This window comes from Pseudoalteromonas holothuriae, from assembly GCF_945859825.1.
In the GTDB taxonomy this organism is placed as follows: Bacteria; Pseudomonadota; Gammaproteobacteria; order Enterobacterales; family Alteromonadaceae; genus Pseudoalteromonas; species Pseudoalteromonas holothuriae.
The window spans coordinates 444,988-463,346 of the sequence record NZ_CAMAPC010000003.1 but is presented as its reverse complement, the minus strand read 5'-3'; the positions used below and the strand labels follow the sequence as shown (position 1 = coordinate 463,346).

The 18,359-nt window shown below is 39.0% G+C and carries 16 protein-coding genes; 8 read left to right on the top strand and 8 right to left on the bottom strand.

Features of this window, described 5'->3' with window-relative positions; all coding sequences use genetic code 11:
* Positions 1-12 precede the first annotated feature (12 nt).
* The 4 genes from OCI93_RS06265 to OCI93_RS06250 all read right to left on the bottom strand — a co-directional run bounded on the left by OCI93_RS06265 (position 13) and on the right by OCI93_RS06250 (position 6,743).
* A complete protein-coding gene (locus tag OCI93_RS06265; protein ID WP_261626042.1) occupies positions 13-2,697 on the bottom strand; it encodes a hybrid sensor histidine kinase/response regulator in 2,685 nt (894 codons plus the stop codon).
* A gap of 68 nt (positions 2,698-2,765) precedes the next feature.
* Entirely contained in the window at positions 2,766-3,818 is a 1,053-nt protein-coding gene (locus OCI93_RS06260; protein ID WP_261593600.1) for an HD-GYP domain-containing protein, read from the bottom strand.
* Positions 3,819-3,883: 65 nt separating this feature from the next.
* Complete coding sequence (locus OCI93_RS06255; protein ID WP_261593601.1) at positions 3,884-4,996, bottom strand: response regulator; 1,113 nt, start codon at positions 4,994-4,996, stop codon at positions 3,884-3,886.
* 583 nt (positions 4,997-5,579) lie between these two features.
* Positions 5,580-6,743: a porin gene (locus OCI93_RS06250; RefSeq protein ID WP_261626041.1), complete on the bottom strand. Its 1,164-nt coding sequence runs from the start codon at positions 6,741-6,743 to the stop codon at positions 5,580-5,582.
* Between the two features lie 84 nt (positions 6,744-6,827).
* On the opposite strand from OCI93_RS06250, the gene OCI93_RS06245 reads away from it, so the two are divergent.
* Together OCI93_RS06245 and OCI93_RS06240 are read left to right on the top strand one after the other, a co-directional pair.
* The gene (locus tag OCI93_RS06245) at positions 6,828-8,711 is read left to right on the top strand and encodes a methyl-accepting chemotaxis protein (protein ID WP_261626040.1); all 1,884 of its coding nucleotides are present in this window, start codon (positions 6,828-6,830) and stop codon (positions 8,709-8,711) included.
* A gap of 113 nt (positions 8,712-8,824) precedes the next feature.
* Positions 8,825-9,622, top strand: coding sequence for a substrate-binding periplasmic protein (locus OCI93_RS06240; RefSeq protein WP_261593604.1), 798 nt, complete (start codon positions 8,825-8,827; stop codon positions 9,620-9,622).
* Between the two features lie 148 nt (positions 9,623-9,770).
* On the opposite strand, the gene OCI93_RS06235 is transcribed toward OCI93_RS06240, so the two are convergent.
* From OCI93_RS06235 to OCI93_RS06225, 3 genes are all read right to left on the bottom strand, one after another.
* Entirely contained in the window at positions 9,771-10,310 is a 540-nt protein-coding gene (locus tag OCI93_RS06235) for an isochorismatase family protein (protein ID WP_261593605.1), read from the bottom strand.
* 57 nt (positions 10,311-10,367) lie between these two features.
* Complete coding sequence (locus OCI93_RS06230) at positions 10,368-10,865, bottom strand: winged helix-turn-helix domain-containing protein (protein WP_261593606.1); 498 nt, start codon at positions 10,863-10,865, stop codon at positions 10,368-10,370.
* 180 nt (positions 10,866-11,045) lie between these two features.
* Positions 11,046-11,321, bottom strand: coding sequence for an Rdx family protein (locus OCI93_RS06225; protein ID WP_261593607.1), 276 nt, complete (start codon positions 11,319-11,321; stop codon positions 11,046-11,048).
* 164 nt (positions 11,322-11,485) lie between these two features.
* Between OCI93_RS06225 and OCI93_RS06220 the strand changes: the two genes are divergently transcribed.
* Complete coding sequence (locus OCI93_RS06220) at positions 11,486-11,998, top strand: DUF2141 domain-containing protein (protein WP_261593608.1); 513 nt, start codon at positions 11,486-11,488, stop codon at positions 11,996-11,998.
* 338 nt (positions 11,999-12,336) lie between these two features.
* On the top strand, positions 12,337-12,510 hold the full coding sequence (locus tag OCI93_RS06215; protein WP_261593610.1) for a hypothetical protein: 174 nt from the start codon (positions 12,337-12,339) through the stop codon (positions 12,508-12,510).
* Positions 12,511-12,620: 110 nt separating this feature from the next.
* On the opposite strand, the gene OCI93_RS06210 is transcribed toward OCI93_RS06215, so the two are convergent.
* Positions 12,621-13,256 carry an arylesterase gene (locus OCI93_RS06210; protein WP_261593611.1) on the bottom strand — a complete coding sequence of 212 codons (636 nt, stop codon included), beginning with the start codon at positions 13,254-13,256 and terminating at the stop codon, positions 12,621-12,623.
* Between OCI93_RS06210 and OCI93_RS06205 the strand changes: the two genes are divergently transcribed.
* The 4 genes from OCI93_RS06205 (at position 13,255) to OCI93_RS06190 (ending at position 18,300) form a co-directional block, all read left to right on the top strand.
* Entirely contained in the window at positions 13,255-13,968 is a 714-nt protein-coding gene (locus OCI93_RS06205) for an ABC transporter ATP-binding protein (RefSeq protein WP_261626039.1), read from the top strand. The two genes, OCI93_RS06210 and OCI93_RS06205, sit on opposite strands and share 2 nt — an antisense overlap.
* Positions 13,958-16,468, top strand: coding sequence for an ABC transporter permease (locus tag OCI93_RS06200; protein WP_261626038.1), 2,511 nt, complete (start codon positions 13,958-13,960; stop codon positions 16,466-16,468). The genes OCI93_RS06205 and OCI93_RS06200 overlap by 11 nt, the downstream gene beginning before the upstream one ends.
* A 220-nt stretch (positions 16,469-16,688) precedes the next feature.
* Positions 16,689-17,882 (top strand): porin, encoded by a 1,194-nt coding sequence (locus OCI93_RS06195; protein WP_261593615.1) that lies wholly within the window; start codon positions 16,689-16,691, stop codon positions 17,880-17,882.
* A 10-nt stretch (positions 17,883-17,892) separates the two neighbouring features.
* Positions 17,893-18,300: a type 2 periplasmic-binding domain-containing protein gene (locus OCI93_RS06190; protein ID WP_261593616.1), complete on the top strand. Its 408-nt coding sequence runs from the start codon at positions 17,893-17,895 to the stop codon at positions 18,298-18,300.
* The last annotated feature ends 59 nt before the right edge of the window (positions 18,301-18,359 follow it).

Genomic DNA, 18,359 nt, shown 5'->3' with positions numbered 1-18,359 from the left:
TTATTTTTGCCGTTAATAATCTGGCTTAACTTGCTCTTTTAGCAACATTATTGTGAAGGTACTGCCTACATTAAGTTCACTCTCTACGAGTAGCTCTCCATTCATCAACTCAACTAACTTTTTGGTCAGTGTGAGTCCGATACCAGTACCTTCTGTTTCTGAGTCTTCAGCACCAAGGCGGTTGAAGGGTTCATAAATTTTTTCTAAATCTTGTTCAGTCATACCCACACCTGTATCTGCAACTGAGATAGAGCAACCATAATCATTACTTGAGACTGAAATACATACCTCTCCATTACTACGATTGTATTTTACGGCGTTGGAGAGCAAATTGATAAGTACTTGCTTTAGTCGCAAAGGATCGCATAAGGCGAAGACTTTTGAAGTTTGCTCAACATGCAAAGTAAGTGTTTTTTCAGCGCATTGAGCTGCAATTAATTTAGTACATTCTGCAACGATTTGGGTGACGTCTGTGGTTTTGTTTGTAATGTTAAACTTACCTGCCTCTACTTTTGATAAATCTAAAATTTCGTTTATTAAATGTAGTAAGTGCCTACTGGCTTTGAGAATTTCATCAACATCTTCTAAGTCACTCTGAGCTATACTGTCTGAGGCTTCAAGCAATTGGCCAAACCCTAAAATGGCATTAAGAGGTGTGCGTAGTTCGTGACTCATATTAGATAGAAACTCTGATTTAGCTCTATTGGCTCTATCAGCTTCTTCTTTAGCTTGAACAAGCATTGCTTCGTTTCTGAGTCGGAGCATTTCTAAGCAAACACGATCTGCAAATAGGCTTAATAACGACACTATGTAATCAGAGTTAAACAGCTTTTTATCGCTCATTAAGCCAATATGACCTAACCTTTCACCATGAGCTGATATGAGTGGCACAGCAATATAAGCTTCAATATTATTACTTTTTAGAAATGTGTCTTTTGGAAACTGGTTATGTACATTCTCTTTGTAAAAGCAGATTTCATTATTTTTTACTTGCTCACACGGTGTTCCGTTAAGTTCATATTCAAATTCATTTAGCAATTCACCTTCATGAAATAATGAAATTGCTTTCATTATGCCGGGGTTATTTGTTGGCACAGAGATAAAGCTAGTAGTAGCACCTGTTGCTAAAGTGAGCCCTTGTGTTGTTTGTTCAAAAAATTCCGTGCCAATGGTTGTGGATGTGCTAATTACCATGGCTTGGAGCGCTTGTTGCAGCATTTTATTGGCAGTTATATCGGTTCTAATAGAGATGTATTGATAAGGCTTACCCTCTTTGTCTACCATGGGGGTGATGGTAGAATTTACCCAATATAGGCCACCTTCTTTTTGTTTATTACAAATATCCCCTCGCCAAGTTTTGCCACTTTTTATTGTGCTCCAAATTTCTCTGTAAAAAGCTTCATCATGCACATTAGATTTAATAAGACGGTGGTTTTTTCCGATTATTTCTTCTTTTGTATAACCACTGATCTGACAGAAATAGTCATTTACATATATGATATCTCCTTTTTTATCGGTAATACTTACGATGGCGTGTGAATTAATGGCTTGGTGTTCTTTGTCTCTCTCATAGACTTCTTTTTGTAGATTTTCTTTTAACGTTGCTTTTAAGCGGTACCGTCTGGCCCTAACTAAAACTGATGCGCAAAAATGTTCATTTTCAACCGGTTTTAATAAAAAGTCGTCAGCGCCAGTTTTTAGAGCATATAACTGAGACGTATAATCGGTGTCAGCTGAGATAAAAACAATAGGTACGTCAACATATTGGGGTTGTTCCCGAAGTAAAATTGCCAGCTCTGGTCCCATGATATCAGGCATATGATAGTCAAGTATAATAACGTCAGGCTGCATTTTTTCTAAATGTTCGAGTACCTCCATGGGGTTTAGAAACTCATAGGTCTCAAAGCCTTGTGACTTTAGTAAATCAGCGTACAAGCGTAAAAAAATTTTATTATCATCAACAATCAGTGCACGATATGGAGACTGTTTTTTCATATCTGATACAGAGTTAACGATTGAAGTAATGTAAGTCTCATGGTTAGGTATGCGGATGTATCGATCAACGCCTGTTCTGAGTACTTTGAGCCTAAATTGTATATCTATGGCTTGGCACATTAATAGTAATAAAGCGTTGGCAGGAAGTACGCTTTTTATTTCTGTTATTTTTCTAAGTAATTCAGGCTCATTTACAGCATCATTCCACTTTAAAATAACTATAAGGGGAGATGATGAATGCTCGTGAGCATGAAGGTAGGCGCTTAATTCATTCGTATTACTAATTAATACGGCATCGTAATCACATTTATTGATTATTGAGACTAGTTTTGCTCCGTCTTCATGGCAACTGTCAATGATCAGTGCTTTGTTATACAACTGTGTTGTATTTTTTTTTATCACTTCAACATGCATATTATTAACGAACATATTATTTTGAGCTAGGATGCGGCAAATTTCTTCAATTCTTTCTATGAGCAGATAAGTAAGGGAAGCATTAGGTTGCTCAAGGTATGTGTCTAAACTAGATAATAAATCCTGTAAAGCGGACTCAGGGAATATACCAACACCTCTTTGAGCCTTACTAAGTTCCTTGCTTAATTCGAGCACTTCTTTTATGGATGTTGGTTGTATTTCATTTATACCTTTGAGCTGTGTGCTTAAAGTTTTCAGCTTGTGGAGTAAGCTTTGTTCGGTATACATTTTACTTATACTCCTGATTATTCTTGGGCTCAATAAAATTAATGACCACTATGCTGCTGACAATAAGCTTAGTCTTGAAATCGGTTTTTAATATGTAAAACATGTTGCACGTTACTCAAAAATATTTCCGCGATAGTTGGGTCAAAATGCTGTCCACTTTGTTCTTTTATGTAATTTAAAGCCGCTTCGGTACTCCAAGCTTGTTTATAGGGCCTAGCAGAGGTTAAGGCGTCATATACGTCTGCAATTGCAGCAATTCTGCCTTCTATAGGGATCTCTTCTTGTTGGAGTCCATGCGGGTAGCCTGTACCATTGTATTTTTCATGATGTGTTAAGGCGATACTTCTTGCCATAATCATCAAATCTGAGTTGTCACCACCTAACAACTCTCCTCCAATTTGAGCATGTGTTTTCATTATTTCCCACTGCTGTGGGTCTAATGGGCCTTCCTTTAATAAGATGGAGTCAGGGATACCAATCTTACCGATATCATGCATAGGGCTTGCATGGAGTAATAGTTTACACCTGTAATCTGACCAGCCAAGTTGTTGTGCCAGCAGCATGCAAATATGACTCATACGTAGAATATGGTTACCTGTTTCTTCATCTTTATATTCAGCGGCCATACCGAGCCTTTGTACAACACTCAACCGTGTGCTATGCAGTTCCTTTGTCCTATGGTTGACCATTTGCTCAAGTACTTGTGCTTGATCGTTGAGCATTTTGTGGGCTAGATGCGCATCTAATAAGTTTTGTACTCGCATGAGAAGTTCATTTTTTTCAAATGGTTTTGAAACATAATCTCGCGCACCTTTTCTTAAAGCTGTTAATGTACTTTCAATGCTTTGTTGTGCAGAGATAATGACTATTGGAGGCATTAATTTTAAGTTGAGTGCAAATAATGCATCCATGACTTCAAAGCCGTCTAAATCAGGCATATTGATATCAAGCAAAATGAGATCAGGTTGTAAATCTAAAAAGGTATTCACAGCTTCGCGAGAGTCAGACAGTAAATGCACATTTTGATAACCCCTAGCGCTTAGCAACCGGTGCAATAACTTTAAGTTTGTTGGGTTATCATCAATAGCAAGGATAACTGAATTGTGTCGTATCTCTTCCACTGTTAGTGACCTAGTTTATGAATATAAAATAACTTTTTTGGTTGTAGATTGCTTTATATTGGCCGTTATTCAACGGCTTTTAGGCGATCAGTGATATTTCTAAGTTTGTCTTCTAGCACAAAAGATAATCCCAATGTTTCTTCAACAACTTCTTTTGTTTCATCTACTAAGCACATCAACTCTGATTCTTGTTCTTCATCTAAGCCTAAGGTAATAATTTTAAGTTGTACCGCTTGGGATAAGTCATTAACGAGTTGCTTTATTTGCGCATCTTGGTTGAAGCAGAGCGTTTTGATCGTACCAAAATCATCGGTCAGCTGGCTTTTAAGGTTATTGAGTGCTTTTTGTCGTATATTGCTTTTTTCAACTTGTTCTTCAATAAAGTCGACTCGACTGTCAATAATTGTAAGTAAAATGGCAAAGTTATCGCGAAGACGGCCAATAACATCTTCATCATTTGCATGGATACCCTTAACGAGCATTGAGCAATTTGGAGAGTTAAATAATAAGTTCGAACCAAAGGGCACAATACGTTTAGCGTTTCGTCCTAATTCGAGAATTTCTTTTTCCAAATCGGTGATAGTTTGCTTGGGGAATTGCTCATGTTGGCCCGCGACTCGAAATTCAATACAACAAGTTACGCCTGCATTTGCGTAGTAGTGCTTTATGTTTTCAAACAGTATGTTAAGGTCAGACACCTCAAGGTTGTCGGTAAAAAATGTAACCAGTTCACCCAACTCACTTGCTTGTTGCATGGAAGTAAAAGCGGTGGAGGAGGCCATTTCAAACATTTCTTTTAAGTCATTGCGCTCGGATATACGTAGCTCAACCCGCTTGAGCTTTTCACGTAACTCTTTGAAGTCTACTGGTTTGGCAATGTAGTCATCTCCACCACTGCCGTAAGCGGTTAATTTGTCTTCGCTTGATGTTAATGCCGAGATAAAGATAATTTCACATTCGTTGTATGCACCGTGTGCTTTGATTTCTTTGACTAAGTCGTAACCTGTATAGTTAGTGCCTAGCATAATATCCATTAGAACGACTTGAGGCTGATGTGTTTCCATTAGCTCAAGTATGGGATCACTGCCATTGGAAGAAGTAATGTCGTATTGCTTAGAGAGCGCCTTTTCAAGAACCATTCTATTTTGAGGGTTATCGTCAACGGACAGTATATTCACAAGCTTTCCTAATTTTGATTATTTCCATATGGCTGTATGTAAAGGTAGCCAATGATAGAGTCACTCGCAAATAAACTCATTCGTTTTTACGCCGTCGGTTTATTTGTTGGCTAATTACTTAACTTGCTTATTCTTTTGATGATTTAGCATTAAAAAAATTGAGTGAGTAGGGGGTGAACTTTTCTGTGTGCTTTTGCTGCAGTCATTCGGGTATTCTCCCTAGGCAGAGCCTGCATCCATAGTTAGTCTATGTAAGCCAAGTGATAACGAAGAAAAAATACCCAAAGGGTTCAACTAAAGGCTTTCACTACTTTGTCATTCGCAACTGACATAAACTATTATGCAGCATTGCTCATTTCACGTACTGAAAGCCTTTGGTTTGAACAAAATTCATACTTTTAAGAGCAACAGCTCCTGATAAAATATTTATGTTTTGTAAGTTGGCAAAGAATCAGCTACTTTCCTCTCATTACAGCAAAACAAATGAGCAGTCTCAGCCACAGATCACATTTAAAATACAGATCTAAATGGAACCTAAATAATTCTGCATTCTTAGATGCAGTAACTTGGTAATTAAACCGACCTATTGATATTGCCACTGATGCTTAAAGTCATAACGAAAGCCAACGGATATTGATTGCATATCATGTTGGTTATCGAACGATTTATTTAAATACTCTAGGTGCACTCTCAATGGCGGAGTTGGTAGCCATTCAAGTGTGATGTTGTAGCCATCAAAGCTTTGATTATTGGCATCATTGCTATGGTAACCGTCGCTAAAATCAAAAATACCCGTTTTAAGTTTGTAATGTTTGGCTAATCGATAAGCGAGTGACAAGTCAAATGTATGTCCTTGTCTAGATAAGGTATTGTTAATTCGGTCATAGTCTTTATCTTGATAAGACACCGCACCATAGAACTTATCTGTAAATTCATAGGCGAAAGAGCTGGCCCAAATACTGTTCTCCCCTAGATGAAGATCCTTGTCATAAACGTCATTGTGTTGATAAGTGATTGCAGCATGAAGGCCATTCGCATCATAACTTAGCCCGGTATTAAATAAATCAGTTTGATTATCGCCATTATTGCCATCAAATTGCCCCACGGCAACAAAAGTAAATGGGCCTTTATCTAGACGGTAACTGAGCAAGTTATCAACAAAGAAAATGCTTTCAGGGTCATAGGCAAAAGGGCTGGCTGAATGGTTAAAAATATCCACGTATTCGGCAATAAATAGGTATTGTGCTGGCCTTTGTTTACCAATGCCAAAGCGACCGTAGGGTGTTGAAATAGCGGTATAAGCACGCCTAGATTTGCCAAAGTTACCTTCGTTAGCTAAATCTATCCCCCACTCGCCGTGCAGTTCAGCAGCCCATCCATCAGCAAATTCATGTGTCACCTTAAAACCGCTATGAGACAGTGCGTCACGTATGTCCCAATTGCTTTGTGTTTGTTCATCAATTAAGCCAAAGGTTGGCCTGATGGTGGCATAAACATCTATCGTTGTTTCTGTGATAGGTTTGGTTTGGGTCGATTGCTGGGGTTTTATTGTCGTACTTTGGGGTGTTTTATGAACAGTTTTGGGTTGTTTGTTTTGTTCTAGTAGTAGTGCTTTTAGTTTTTCTAGCTGAGCTTCTAATGCTTTAATATCTGCCATGGTAACAGCAGGTGCTGCACTTACCGTTTGGCTGGTGAATAAAACTGCAAGAGCTACTAGAGCAAATATATATTGATTAATAATTCGCATCGCTTTCACTTTAGATAGTTGCCATTCACCGAATTATAGACAACACTTTTGAAATCAGGCTAATTTTTGTTTAGGTGTCAAAAAATGCAGATCCGCACCAAGTTCTCCGTTACCTCTGCTGTCGTTATTTTACTTATAATTTCAATTACCACATGGTCTACGTATTGGTTTGTGAGTAACTCAGTCAAAGCTAAGACACACGCTCACGTCAGTGACAGTACGCAACTGCTAGCCATTAGTATTGATAATTGGTTAGCGATAAAAGCAAGCCAAATTAATGTGATAAAAAGCCAGCTGGCGCAAAATTTTAGTGTTGAGCAGTTTCAAGAAAAGCTAAACACACCGTTTTTAAAGCAAGAGTTTTTACTTGCTTTTGGCACCTTAGAAAATGAATCCCAGTTGCGTTCAAATAACCCAAATAGACAAAACCCTCCTGGTGTTGACTTTCGTCAGCGAGGCTGGTATCAACTTGGTAAAAAACAAGAAAACACTGTTTTTACAAGTCCTTATATAGACGCAGCAACTGGGGAATTGTTACTGTCAGTGGTATCCTCCATCACAGCTAATGGTCAATTAAAAGGCGTTGTTGGTGGAGATATAAGCCTTGATGTTATCGCCAAAAGCGTTAATGCTGTGAATTTTGACAATACTGGATATGCCTTTCTTGTTGACAGTAATGGCAAAATTATAACTCACCAGAATCCAAAATTTAATGGTCAAGGCATTGATAAAATCTATCCTGAACTGTCGATTTCAAAGCAGGATATATTGACCGAAGTAGCAACTAAAGATGGTATAAAGTTATTTTATTTACATGCTTTGGATAATGATTTTGGTACAAACTGGTATCTAGCTGTGTTAATAGATAAATCGCTAGCTTACGAAACATTATTCGATATTACGATAAATTCACTGATCATTGCAGTAATAGCAGTATTATTTGGCGTTATCTGTGTGCGGACCTTAGCACTACACTTACTTAAACCATTAAAAGATTTAGAGCAGGCAATTACAGGCATGGCAAGCGGTGGTGGAGATTTAACACGTCGTCTTAAAATTGTTAATGAGGATGAGTGTGGTGTGGTTGCGCGCCAATTTAACCTTTTCTTGGCATCTCTTCAGCAGTTAGTTTCTAGTGTAAAAGAACGTGCTGATCAGGTAGTCAGTAGTAGTGATTCTGCCAAATCACTTTCTACTGATTCAATGAAAAAACTCGATGAGCAAGTTAGCTTAATTGAGAGCTTAGCCACTGCAATGCACCAAATGAGTACCACGTCTACTGAAATTGCAGGCAATGCTCAGCAAGCAGCCAGTTCTATAACGCATGTAAATGATAAAACGGCCGAAGGGCAAAGTGTATTTTTGCAAGCCAAAGAGCAGATAACTGCACTTGCGCAGGATATTGAGCAGTCACATACGCTCAGTACACAGTTGGCTGAATATAGTCAAAGTATTGAGAATATTTTATCCGTTATCAACGGAATTGCAGAACAAACAAATTTATTGGCTCTAAATGCTGCAATTGAAGCAGCACGTGCCGGTGAGCAAGGTCGGGGGTTTGCAGTTGTGGCTGACGAAGTTCGCTCTTTAGCATCAAAAACACAAGAATCTACAACTGAAATTAAAGCCATGATTGACCAAATTCAAGTGTCTTCTGGCCAAGTGCAACAGTCAATGGGGAGTAGCCGTGATAAAACACAGTTATGTGTGGAGCAAACAGAACAAGCAACGGATATGCTAGACGAAATTACGGAAGCGGTGAAAGAGCTAATGGATAGGAATATTCAAATTGCTACTGCGATAGAGCAGCAAAGTGTGGTTATTGAGGAAATTAATAAAAACACTAACTATATTAATGATATTAGTGTTGAAGTGGGCAGTTTTGCTGACAAGCAATACCGTGCTAGCGATAAATTGGCCGAACACGCACACGAACAAGAAACATTACTGTCTAAGTTTACCTTGTAGCATCAGGCGCTGCCTATAACGTAGTTTGTGAGGAGATGATTTAAATGTGTGATGTTATTAGAGTGGTTTCACACTTAGTAGAAATTCATTGTGAAAGCGGGTAAGTGATTATTATGCGAAAAAAAGCGCACTTTTGGTCGCTATTAATGACGCTTTTGATAGCGATGATTATCTGGCCAATTCAAGCTGAACCACAATACAGAGTGACCATTTTGGTTGACGAAAGTTACCCACCTTATACTTATGTAAATAACGGCGAACTTGCCGGTGTTTATGTAGATTTAGTCCGCCAAGCAATCAAGTTAATTGATGATAAATATATTGTAGAATTACACCCTGTACCTTGGAAGAGAGGATTAGCTGCCCTTGAAAATGGTGATAGCTTTGCATTAATGCCACCTTACAAACATATTAAGCGCAGACCCTTTATTTGGCCATATTCTGTTCCACTGCTTGAAGAAGTGGTGGTCGCCTTTTGTAATAAAGGTGTTTCGTTGGTTGATATAGAAACTAGAGACACCACGGCAAGTCCTATTAATGTGGGTTTAAATGCGGGGTATATGATCTTAGATGACGGACTAGAACAGGCCAGTAAGCAAGGCAAGATCAAGTTATGGGAAAATAAAGATACTTATTCAAACATAATAAAATTAGCAAAACGGCGTATTGATTGCTATGTGAATGATAGGCTTTCGACGCTGCTTGGGCTTAGAAATGTTAAACGCTTACACCCGGGGTTTGACTTAAATAACCTTTCAGAAGACAGAGTCGTTGTTAGACACACGGCACATATAGGCTATGTTAAAGATTCACTCAGTAAGTTCCCTTATAAACATGATTTCATAAAGAAAATGGATGAAGCTTTGCAAACGGTACTTGCCAGTCAAGCTATGGAGTTAAGTAACGAATGAGCCTTGAGCCGTAAAAGGGGTCACATCTTTATACATCATGCTCCCCTTTACTCAGTAACCTCCACTTAATAGAGAGGATTTATACTCTCTTGCCATGAATGGATACCTGTATATAAAACATGCTGAGTAAGTAGCATGTTGTGTTTCTTTACTTAATTAGTTGTAAAATAGTTCTAAATTCGGGGTGTAGTGAGTCAGCTAGTAGCTCATACAGACACATTTCAATATTGCTTAATTGCGCACCGTTATGCTGTAATTTTTGCAAGGCGAGTGCTTTATGACTGGCACTACGAGATGAAATAGCATCATCTATGAGTACTACATTGAAGTTCAATGCAAGCAAATCAGAGGCAGTTTGGTACACACAAATATGTGCTTCAATGCCACAAATTAGCCAATGGCATTTATTGGTATGTCTTAATCGCTGCATAAACGTGTGATTAGCACACCCACTGAACGTTGTTTTCGCAATGGGCTGCTCAAAAGGCATTAGCTGCGCAAGTTCTTTAACTGTAATACCTAATTTATCAGGCGTCTGTTCCAGCCAAAGAATAGGCAGTTTGAGCGCCTGACAACCGAGAATCAACGTTCTGGTGTTGGCGATAAGCTCTGAACTATTGGCAACTTTGTGAGCCAGCTTTCCTTGTATATCTATAACGATTAGTCCGCAGTTTGATGTATTTAACATATCGCTTCCATTGTTTAGGCATTGTGACCTAAATAATGAGCGTTTAACTTAAATTGATCAAACTAAGAAGTAAACGCCAGCGAGTACACCCAATATTGTAACTGCTGCCACAGGCCAAATTGCTGTCGATCTATTAATTCTTGCTGATGGTGTCGATGGTTCAGCGGGCTCATCGCTTGAATTATCATGTCTTTCATTGGAGTTGTTTTTTGGTAGTTCCTCTTGCTCTGGCGCTTTGTTATTAGCATGATCATCGTCTTTTACCGGAACCAAGGGCAATTGCCATTGATACCCCTTACGAGAAAAGGTTTTAATTGCATCATCACCAAACAGAGCTCTAAGGTGACCAATACTTTGGAAGACAACTTGGTTTGTCACAGTACGACCAGGCCAAACTACCTCTAATATTTCATCTTTACTGTGAATACGATCGGCACCCATGATGAGAAGTGCGAGTAATTTGGCTGGCTTTTCGTTTAGCGAAAAAACTTTACCCTTATTAGTGAGTACTAAAGCGTCGCAGTCAAATTCAAAATGGCTAAAACTAAATTTCATTTTTATTATTTAATCCAATTGATGGATGTACCTTTTTTACATGTTATATCAGCATATCACCTCTATTGCAAAAGCACGGTGAATTTACAGTTAATTTTTAAGTGCAGCTTTCTAATGTATTGTGAAAGTTTAATTAAATTAACCAAATGCCATTTAATAATCAATCTCTAAATATATATTTTAGCTATCTATATGGCCTAGATTTCTCGTAGGATCTAATTTGTCTCTCACTCTGCGTTTCAAAACTTTGGCATCAGGGAAACCACCATCCAGCACTCGGCACCAAATAAGTTCATCGTTATAGTAAATTTGAAAGATACCTTTTGATGCTGGAGACAGCGCAACTTGTTGTAATTCATCGGAGAATGTTGAAAGTAACTCTTGCGCTAGCCAGCCGCTACGAAGTAGCCATTGGCATAACACACAATAATGTATCGTGATATTAGGTCTGTTCATGTCTGTATAAAATCTCAATATTGGGTGAACTTTTGTAGGTATTTGCTAAGTCTACATATTTTTACAAAAATAGCGTATCGATATGATATTTATCACACATGAATGCTGTTATGTTAAAAACACACAGTAAAGATCAACATGCCCTAAAATAAGGAGGTTAGTTTATGTATAAAATATTGACAATGGTGGCGGCTAGTGTGGTTTTAATGGCGTGCCAATCAACAACCAAGCAAAGCGTGAATACGAAGCGGGGAGAGGCAACGAAACTGGTGATAAACATCAGCAATGTTGATAGTGAAGAAGGGCAACTACTTGTGATGATCCATGACAATAGTGCAGACTTCCATGCTGATTTAAATATTAACGACCCGAAGGCTCATTATTTTAGCAAAAAAGTAGTCACTCCAACGAAACCAAACACTTTAGTGGTATTCAATAATCTACCTGCAGGAAAATATGCCATAAATGTGATTCACGACAAAGACAGTGACGGTCAGCTAGATAGGATGATCTTTCCATTTTTAGGTATGCCCAGTGAGCCTTACGCGTTATCAAACAATATTTATGATCACTTTAGTAAAGGTGACTTTGATAATGCACTGGTTGAACTAAAAGCCCCAAATGATCAAGTAGATTTAAGCTTGAGTACACACCTGTCTAAAGTAATAGGATTATAAACAACATGGGTAAATTGGAGCTGTTAGTTGGGTTTTACGTAAAATGTTGTAAATATTACTTGTGCGTAAGTTTTATTTAATGGTATATTTATCAACTTGGTTTTGCTCTTGTGAATTTAAGAGCGACTTGTAATGTCCTTTCTTACCCTGATCCAGTAAGCCAGCATTAAAAAATCGAAAGCTGAATTATTGTACGGCGACCAAATAGCCAGCACATCCTCGCTGGTAGAACTTGTCTTAAAAAAAGACCGTGACCGTTGGGAATATCGTCAAAACTGTAGTGAAGCTTATATATAAATTTGCCAGTCAAATACTGGCATTAAGTTTGTGAGTTTTCTATGTCATATGAATATAATGGATCTGTGATCCAAATAGCGCAGCCTGTGCTGTCAATCTCAGTCAATAAAAGTAGTGTTACTTTTGCAGATAAAGCGGGTTTGAAAAATACGCGTTTTTCAACATCAAGCGATGCTAGAAGTTTTATAAAGTGGCTGACTCAGGCACATGCCTAATACCATTTTTATTAAAATGAGTAACATGTAAATAAAGACCAGCTCCGTCACAATTTTGGTGGCAGAGCTGGAATTACCAGCTCAACTCCTTTCTCAAAATCCTAACCTTCTCATTTATTATGTTTGCTACTACTTAACCAAGTTGCAATCTCTTTTTCCATAAAGTCTCTAATTAACGGTTGAGCTTTGGCATTTGGATGCAGGTTATCGTCTTGCATGAGTGCTGGGTTAACAGCAATAGGCAACATAAAGTATGGCATTAAATAAGCATCGGTTTTATTAGCGACTTTTTCATAGCTTTGTGTAAACATTTGCGTGTACCGTGGCCCTAAGTTAGGAGGAATGTGGATCTCCATAAGGGCAACATGTGCACCCGCTTGCTGGCTTTTAGTGACTAACTGAGTTAAGTGTTTTCTTAATAGTTTAACGGGAAAACCTCTTATGCCATCATTGCCACCTAGTTCAATCAACACATGACTTGGTTTGTGGGCTTTTAGCCAAGCGTCAACTTTAAGTAAAGCGTTATCTGTTGTTTGCCCACTGATTGCGGTATTAATTAATTCGATCGGTTTTTGCTGTGTATCGTATTTATTTTGTAACAAATTAACCCAAGCTTGTGCTTGTTTAAGGCCATAGCCTGCGCTTAAGCTATCTCCAATAATCATAATTCTATCTTTGGCAAAACTGCTAATTGGATGTAGCGCTAGCGCAAAGAGCACTAAGAACTTTAGGAAAAAACGCGTCATGTCAGTACTTTCTCAGTTAAATATTATTAACGTCACTGGGCTTACTAAATCAGTAAATACCCTAGAGGGCGAGCTCACTATCCTCAGCGATATCAATTTTTCTGTCAAGTCAGGAGAGTCAGTTGCGATTGTTGGGGCTTCAGGCTCTGGAAAATCCACGTTACTTAGCTTACTTGCTGGTCTTGATGTAGCGAGTAAGGGCGATATTTGTTTAGATGGTGAGCAATTGAGTGAACTCAATGAAGAGGCGAGAGCGCAACTTAGAGCCAAAAAAGTTGGTTTTGTATTTCAATCTTTTATGCTGGTACAAAGCTTAACTGCGCTTGAAAATGTGATGCTACCCGCTGAATTGGCAGGAGATAGCAATGCAAAGCAGCAAGCTTTAAGCTTGCTGGAAAAAGTAGGCCTGTCACATCGTTTAGAGCATTATCCATCACAATTGTCAGGTGGAGAGCAACAACGTGTTGCCATAGCTCGGGCATTTATTGGTTCACCTAAAATCTTATTTGCCGATGAGCCATCAGCTAATTTAGATAGTAAAAATGGTCATTTAGTTGAAAAGTTACTATTTGATCTTAATAAACAAAATGGCACAACGCTTATATTGGTTACGCATGATGAGCATCTAGCCAAACAATGCGACCGTATTATCCATATTGAAGCTGGAAAGCTTGAAACTATTCGTAATGGAGAGGCTGCCTATGTGGATTAAGTTAGCATTTAAACTCTTTGCCAGAGAGTTTCGCAGAGGTGAGTTGTCTATTATCTTTGCTGCAATAGCACTGGCGGTGTTAACCGTTTTTAGTTTGTCATCCGTGACGCAGCGAATAGGGCTAAACATAGAGCAAAAAACCAGTGATTTTATCGCCGCAGATCGTCGCCTTTCCAGCAATCACCCTATCGAACCACACATTTTAGCTAAAGGTGCTGAATTTGGGCTTGAAACAGCAAAAATGCTGTTTTTTGATTCAATGTTGTTCGCTAATGAAGAGCTAATACTAGGTTCTATAAAGGCGGTATCACCGGAATATCCCTTAAGAGGAGAGGTTACTTTGAAGGATAACCTCAATGGTGTTCCCTACGAAGTAAGAGGTGGACCTAAAAAAGGCAACGTTTGGTTAAGTGAAGGGCTGTTCTATAGCCTAGGTCTTAAAGTTGGCGATCAAGTAGAACTTGGGGCTGGAAACTTCACTGTTTCAAAAGTTCTTGTCAACGAGCCTGATGCACCGTTTTTTTCGTTAGCAGGCAATCGTCGGGTATTATTAAGTTACGATGACATAGCAGCAACACAAGCGGTACAGCCCGGAAGTCGAGTGTTTCACAGGCTACTATTTGCCGGCCAAGAGCAACAGTTAAGTGACTATTATGCTTGGTTAAAACCGCAACTTAAAGCAAATCAATCATGGCAAGGTATAAAGGATAGGCAATCACCGCTAGGTAACAATTTAGCACGAGCAGAGCGGTTTCTCCTTCTTGCTGGTTTATTCGGAATTATGCTGGCAGCTGTCGCGATGGCGGTATCGGCAAAGCGCTATTGCGAGCGCCAATATGACCCCGTCGCAATGATGAAAACGCTTGGTGGAAGTCGGCAAGTGATCCGTAATATTTATTTATTGCATCTAAGTTTAGTTACTGGCTTTTCAATTTTAGTGGGTTTGTTATTAGGCTTTGTGTTGCAGCATATTGGAGCCGCTTACTTAGCAAAGTTTATGGGCACAGATCTACCTGTTGCAGGTGTTAGGCCTTGGTTACTATCGGTGTTTATCGGTATTGTTTGCGCACTTATGTTTTCACTAAAGCCATTACTCGATTTGTTTGATATTCCACCGTTACGTGTTTTACGTCGAAGCTTAGGTGATAAGCTCGCTTTGAGCCGTATTCATATAGGCTTATCTTTGTTGACTATATTTTTACTAATGTGGATGTTTAGCGAGCAATTACTTACTACGTTAATTTTGTTTGGTTCTACGCTGCTGGTTATTGCCGTATTATTTGGTATATCTCGTCTTGTTTTTAGTGCTGGAAGAAAGCTTGGGCTTAGCCCCGGCTCTAGCTGGTCACTGGCCATTGCTACATTGCAAAAGCGAGCAAATGCTAACGCTGTCCAGTTAATTAGTTTTGCTTTAGCAATCAAGCTTATGCTGTTTTTGGTGGTACTTAAAAATGACATGATCTCTGACTGGCAAACACAAGTACCCGCAGATGCGCCAAATATGTTTTTGATTAATATTGGGCAAAGTGAAGTTCAGCCCTTGGATGATTTTTTTGAGCAAAATAGCATAACACACGAAGCATTCTTTCCTGTCTTTAATGCGCGGGTTGACGCTGTTAATGGTGAAGAGCTGGCTCGCAGAATTTCTCGCCAAGAAGGTGAAGAAAAAGCTGATAGTGAACGAGAAGGTGTAAATCGAGAGCCAAACTTAACTTGGCTAACTGAATTACCTGAAGGAAATGAAATTACGCAAGGTAAGTGGTTTGATAACAATAGCCAAAGTGACCGTATTGAGGTGTCAGTATTTGATGGTTGGCAAGAGCGGTTAGACTTAGAGTTAGGCGATGAGATTAGCTTTTTAGTTAATGAGCAACGTTTTGATGCGGTGGTTACCAGCTTTAGAAGCGTAGATTGGGGCACATTAAAGCCTAACTTTGTGATGATTTTAAGCCCTAATATGGCAGGTAAAGTGCCTGTTACATACTTTAGTGCCGCAAAACTTGATAATAGCCATACGAAGGCAATTAGTAGCTTGTTGCAACGCTACCCCACTATAAGCATGATTGACATTAAAAGCCGTTTGGAACAGGCGCAGTCAATTATAGCTCAAGTGTCGTTGGCGATTGGGTTTGTACTTGCAATTGTACTGATCAGCGGCGCGCTTGTACTGGTGTCACAGGTCCAAGCTAGTCTTGCAGAGCGCATGCAAGAGGTGGTGATATTACGCACTTTGGGTGCCCGAGGGCGATTGATAAAATTGGCTACCTTATATGAATTCTTATTATTAGGTGCAATTGCAGGGCTTGTTGCCGCTTTGGTGAGTGATGTTACTTTATTGGTCATTCAGCAGCAGTTGTTTGACGTAGATGGAAAAATGCACCCATATGTATGGGTACTTGGTCCAGCCGTAGGTGCGGGCTTTGTTGCTCTGATTGGGTATTTTATGGTGTCTAATACGATGCGGCAAAATACGCAAGGGTTACTGCGCAAACTAGGCTAACGAGTTATATAAGCATATATTAATAAGCCCTCTTTTTAGAGGGCTTATTATATTTTGCTGTACCTAAGATGTACTCATTCTCAAAATATGATTCAGAATCATCAATTAAAGGCTAACTCTTGGGCATGATTTTTTTCGTGATTACTACGTTAAAAATAAAATTCACTCCTATACTCAAGTCGATATTGATATTAAATTAATTATCACTTGGGATGACACAATGAAAAAACAATTGATAGCTGGGGCTTTGTGCTGCGCCTTAAATGGTACTGCTTATGGAGCCGATTTACGTATTAACGGTTTTGCTTCTATTGTTGCAGGCTCTGCCTCTGATGACAATATGGCCGTATTTGGATATGAAGATGAAGTATCATTTAGCAATGAAAGTATGTTTGCTATTCAGGTTTCGTCTGACTTAGGAGATGGGTTAAGTGCTACGGCTCAGATAGTCTCTAGAGGTCGGGATGATTATGATGCTAAGTTTGAGTGGGCGTATGTATCTTATGATATAAATGATTCATTGCGTATAAGTGCTGGTAAAATGCGTTTACCTTTGTTTCGCTATTCAGACTTTATTGAAGTAGGTTACGCATACAGATGGATACGTCCACCTCAGTCGGTATATAACTTTGCATTTTCTACTCCAACGGGGCTGAGTCTTTTACATAACACTCAAATTGGCGATTGGGACTCTACTGCGCAAGCTGTTTATGGGCGTTTTGAAGGGGACTTTATCGCTGTTACTGGTCAAGACCGTGGTAAGTTAAATGATATTCTTGGTTTTAATTGGACCATGACTCGAGATTGGCTCACTTTACGAGCCTCCTATGTTATGGCAGAAACTACCATTAGTCTTGACAACTCAGCCCAGTTAACCGGTTTGGCAAATGCATTACAGCAATTTGGGATTCAAGATGAATATAATAAGTTGTTAATTAATGAAGATGATGGCACGTTCATCGGGGTAGGTTTTGCAATTGATTATAATAACTTTTTACTTGATGGCGAATATACCGAAATTGAGGTAGACAATAGCTTGCTTGCTGAGCAGTCACAATATTATATTTCAGTTGGGTATCGATTAAATGATTGGACTGTGCATTTAACTTACGAGAGTAATGATGATGAACACCCAACGAGTCGTTTTAATCAAGTGCCTGAAACCATTACGGCAGCTAATGGAGAGCAAATAAGGGTTTCGACAGACTCAACTAACCCTAATGCACCTCTTATTAAAGATGCAATGAATAATGCTTTACGAACAGCTCATAACGACACTAATACAGTATCTGTGGGCGCGCGCTATGATTTTCATCCATCTGCTGCGCTCAAAGTAGAGTGGAGCCGTCTAGATAACGACCTCAGTAATCAAGACAATGATGTGATAGCCGTTGCAATTGATTTGGTATTTTAGGGGGGCACATATGAAAAAATATTTTGTGGCAGGCACACTATTAGCTGTCAGTGCCGCTATACAGGCAGAAGTAGCAGTCATAATTAACCCAAGCAATAATACTGCGTTAGACAAAGAAGCCATTGCAAAGATTTATTTAGGTAAAATGAAGTCTTTTAGTAATGGTACTAAGGTTAATGCTGTCGGGTTAAGCAGTGGCGACTCAGTGGGTAAGTTCACAGCTAATGTAGTCGGTAAATCGAGCAGTCAATATAAGGCGTATTGGTCGAAGTTGATATTTACTGGTAAAGGTACGCCTCCAGAAGCATTGGGCAGTGAGCAAGCTGTGATTGACTTTGTTGCAGCAAATGCCGACGCGATTGGTTATGTTGATAGTGCAAAGGTAACAGATAGCGTCAAAGTAGTCGGTAAGTTTTAAATATTAATGGCTACTTGCGATATTAAACAAGTAGCCAGCTTTTAACTGATTGAGAGCCA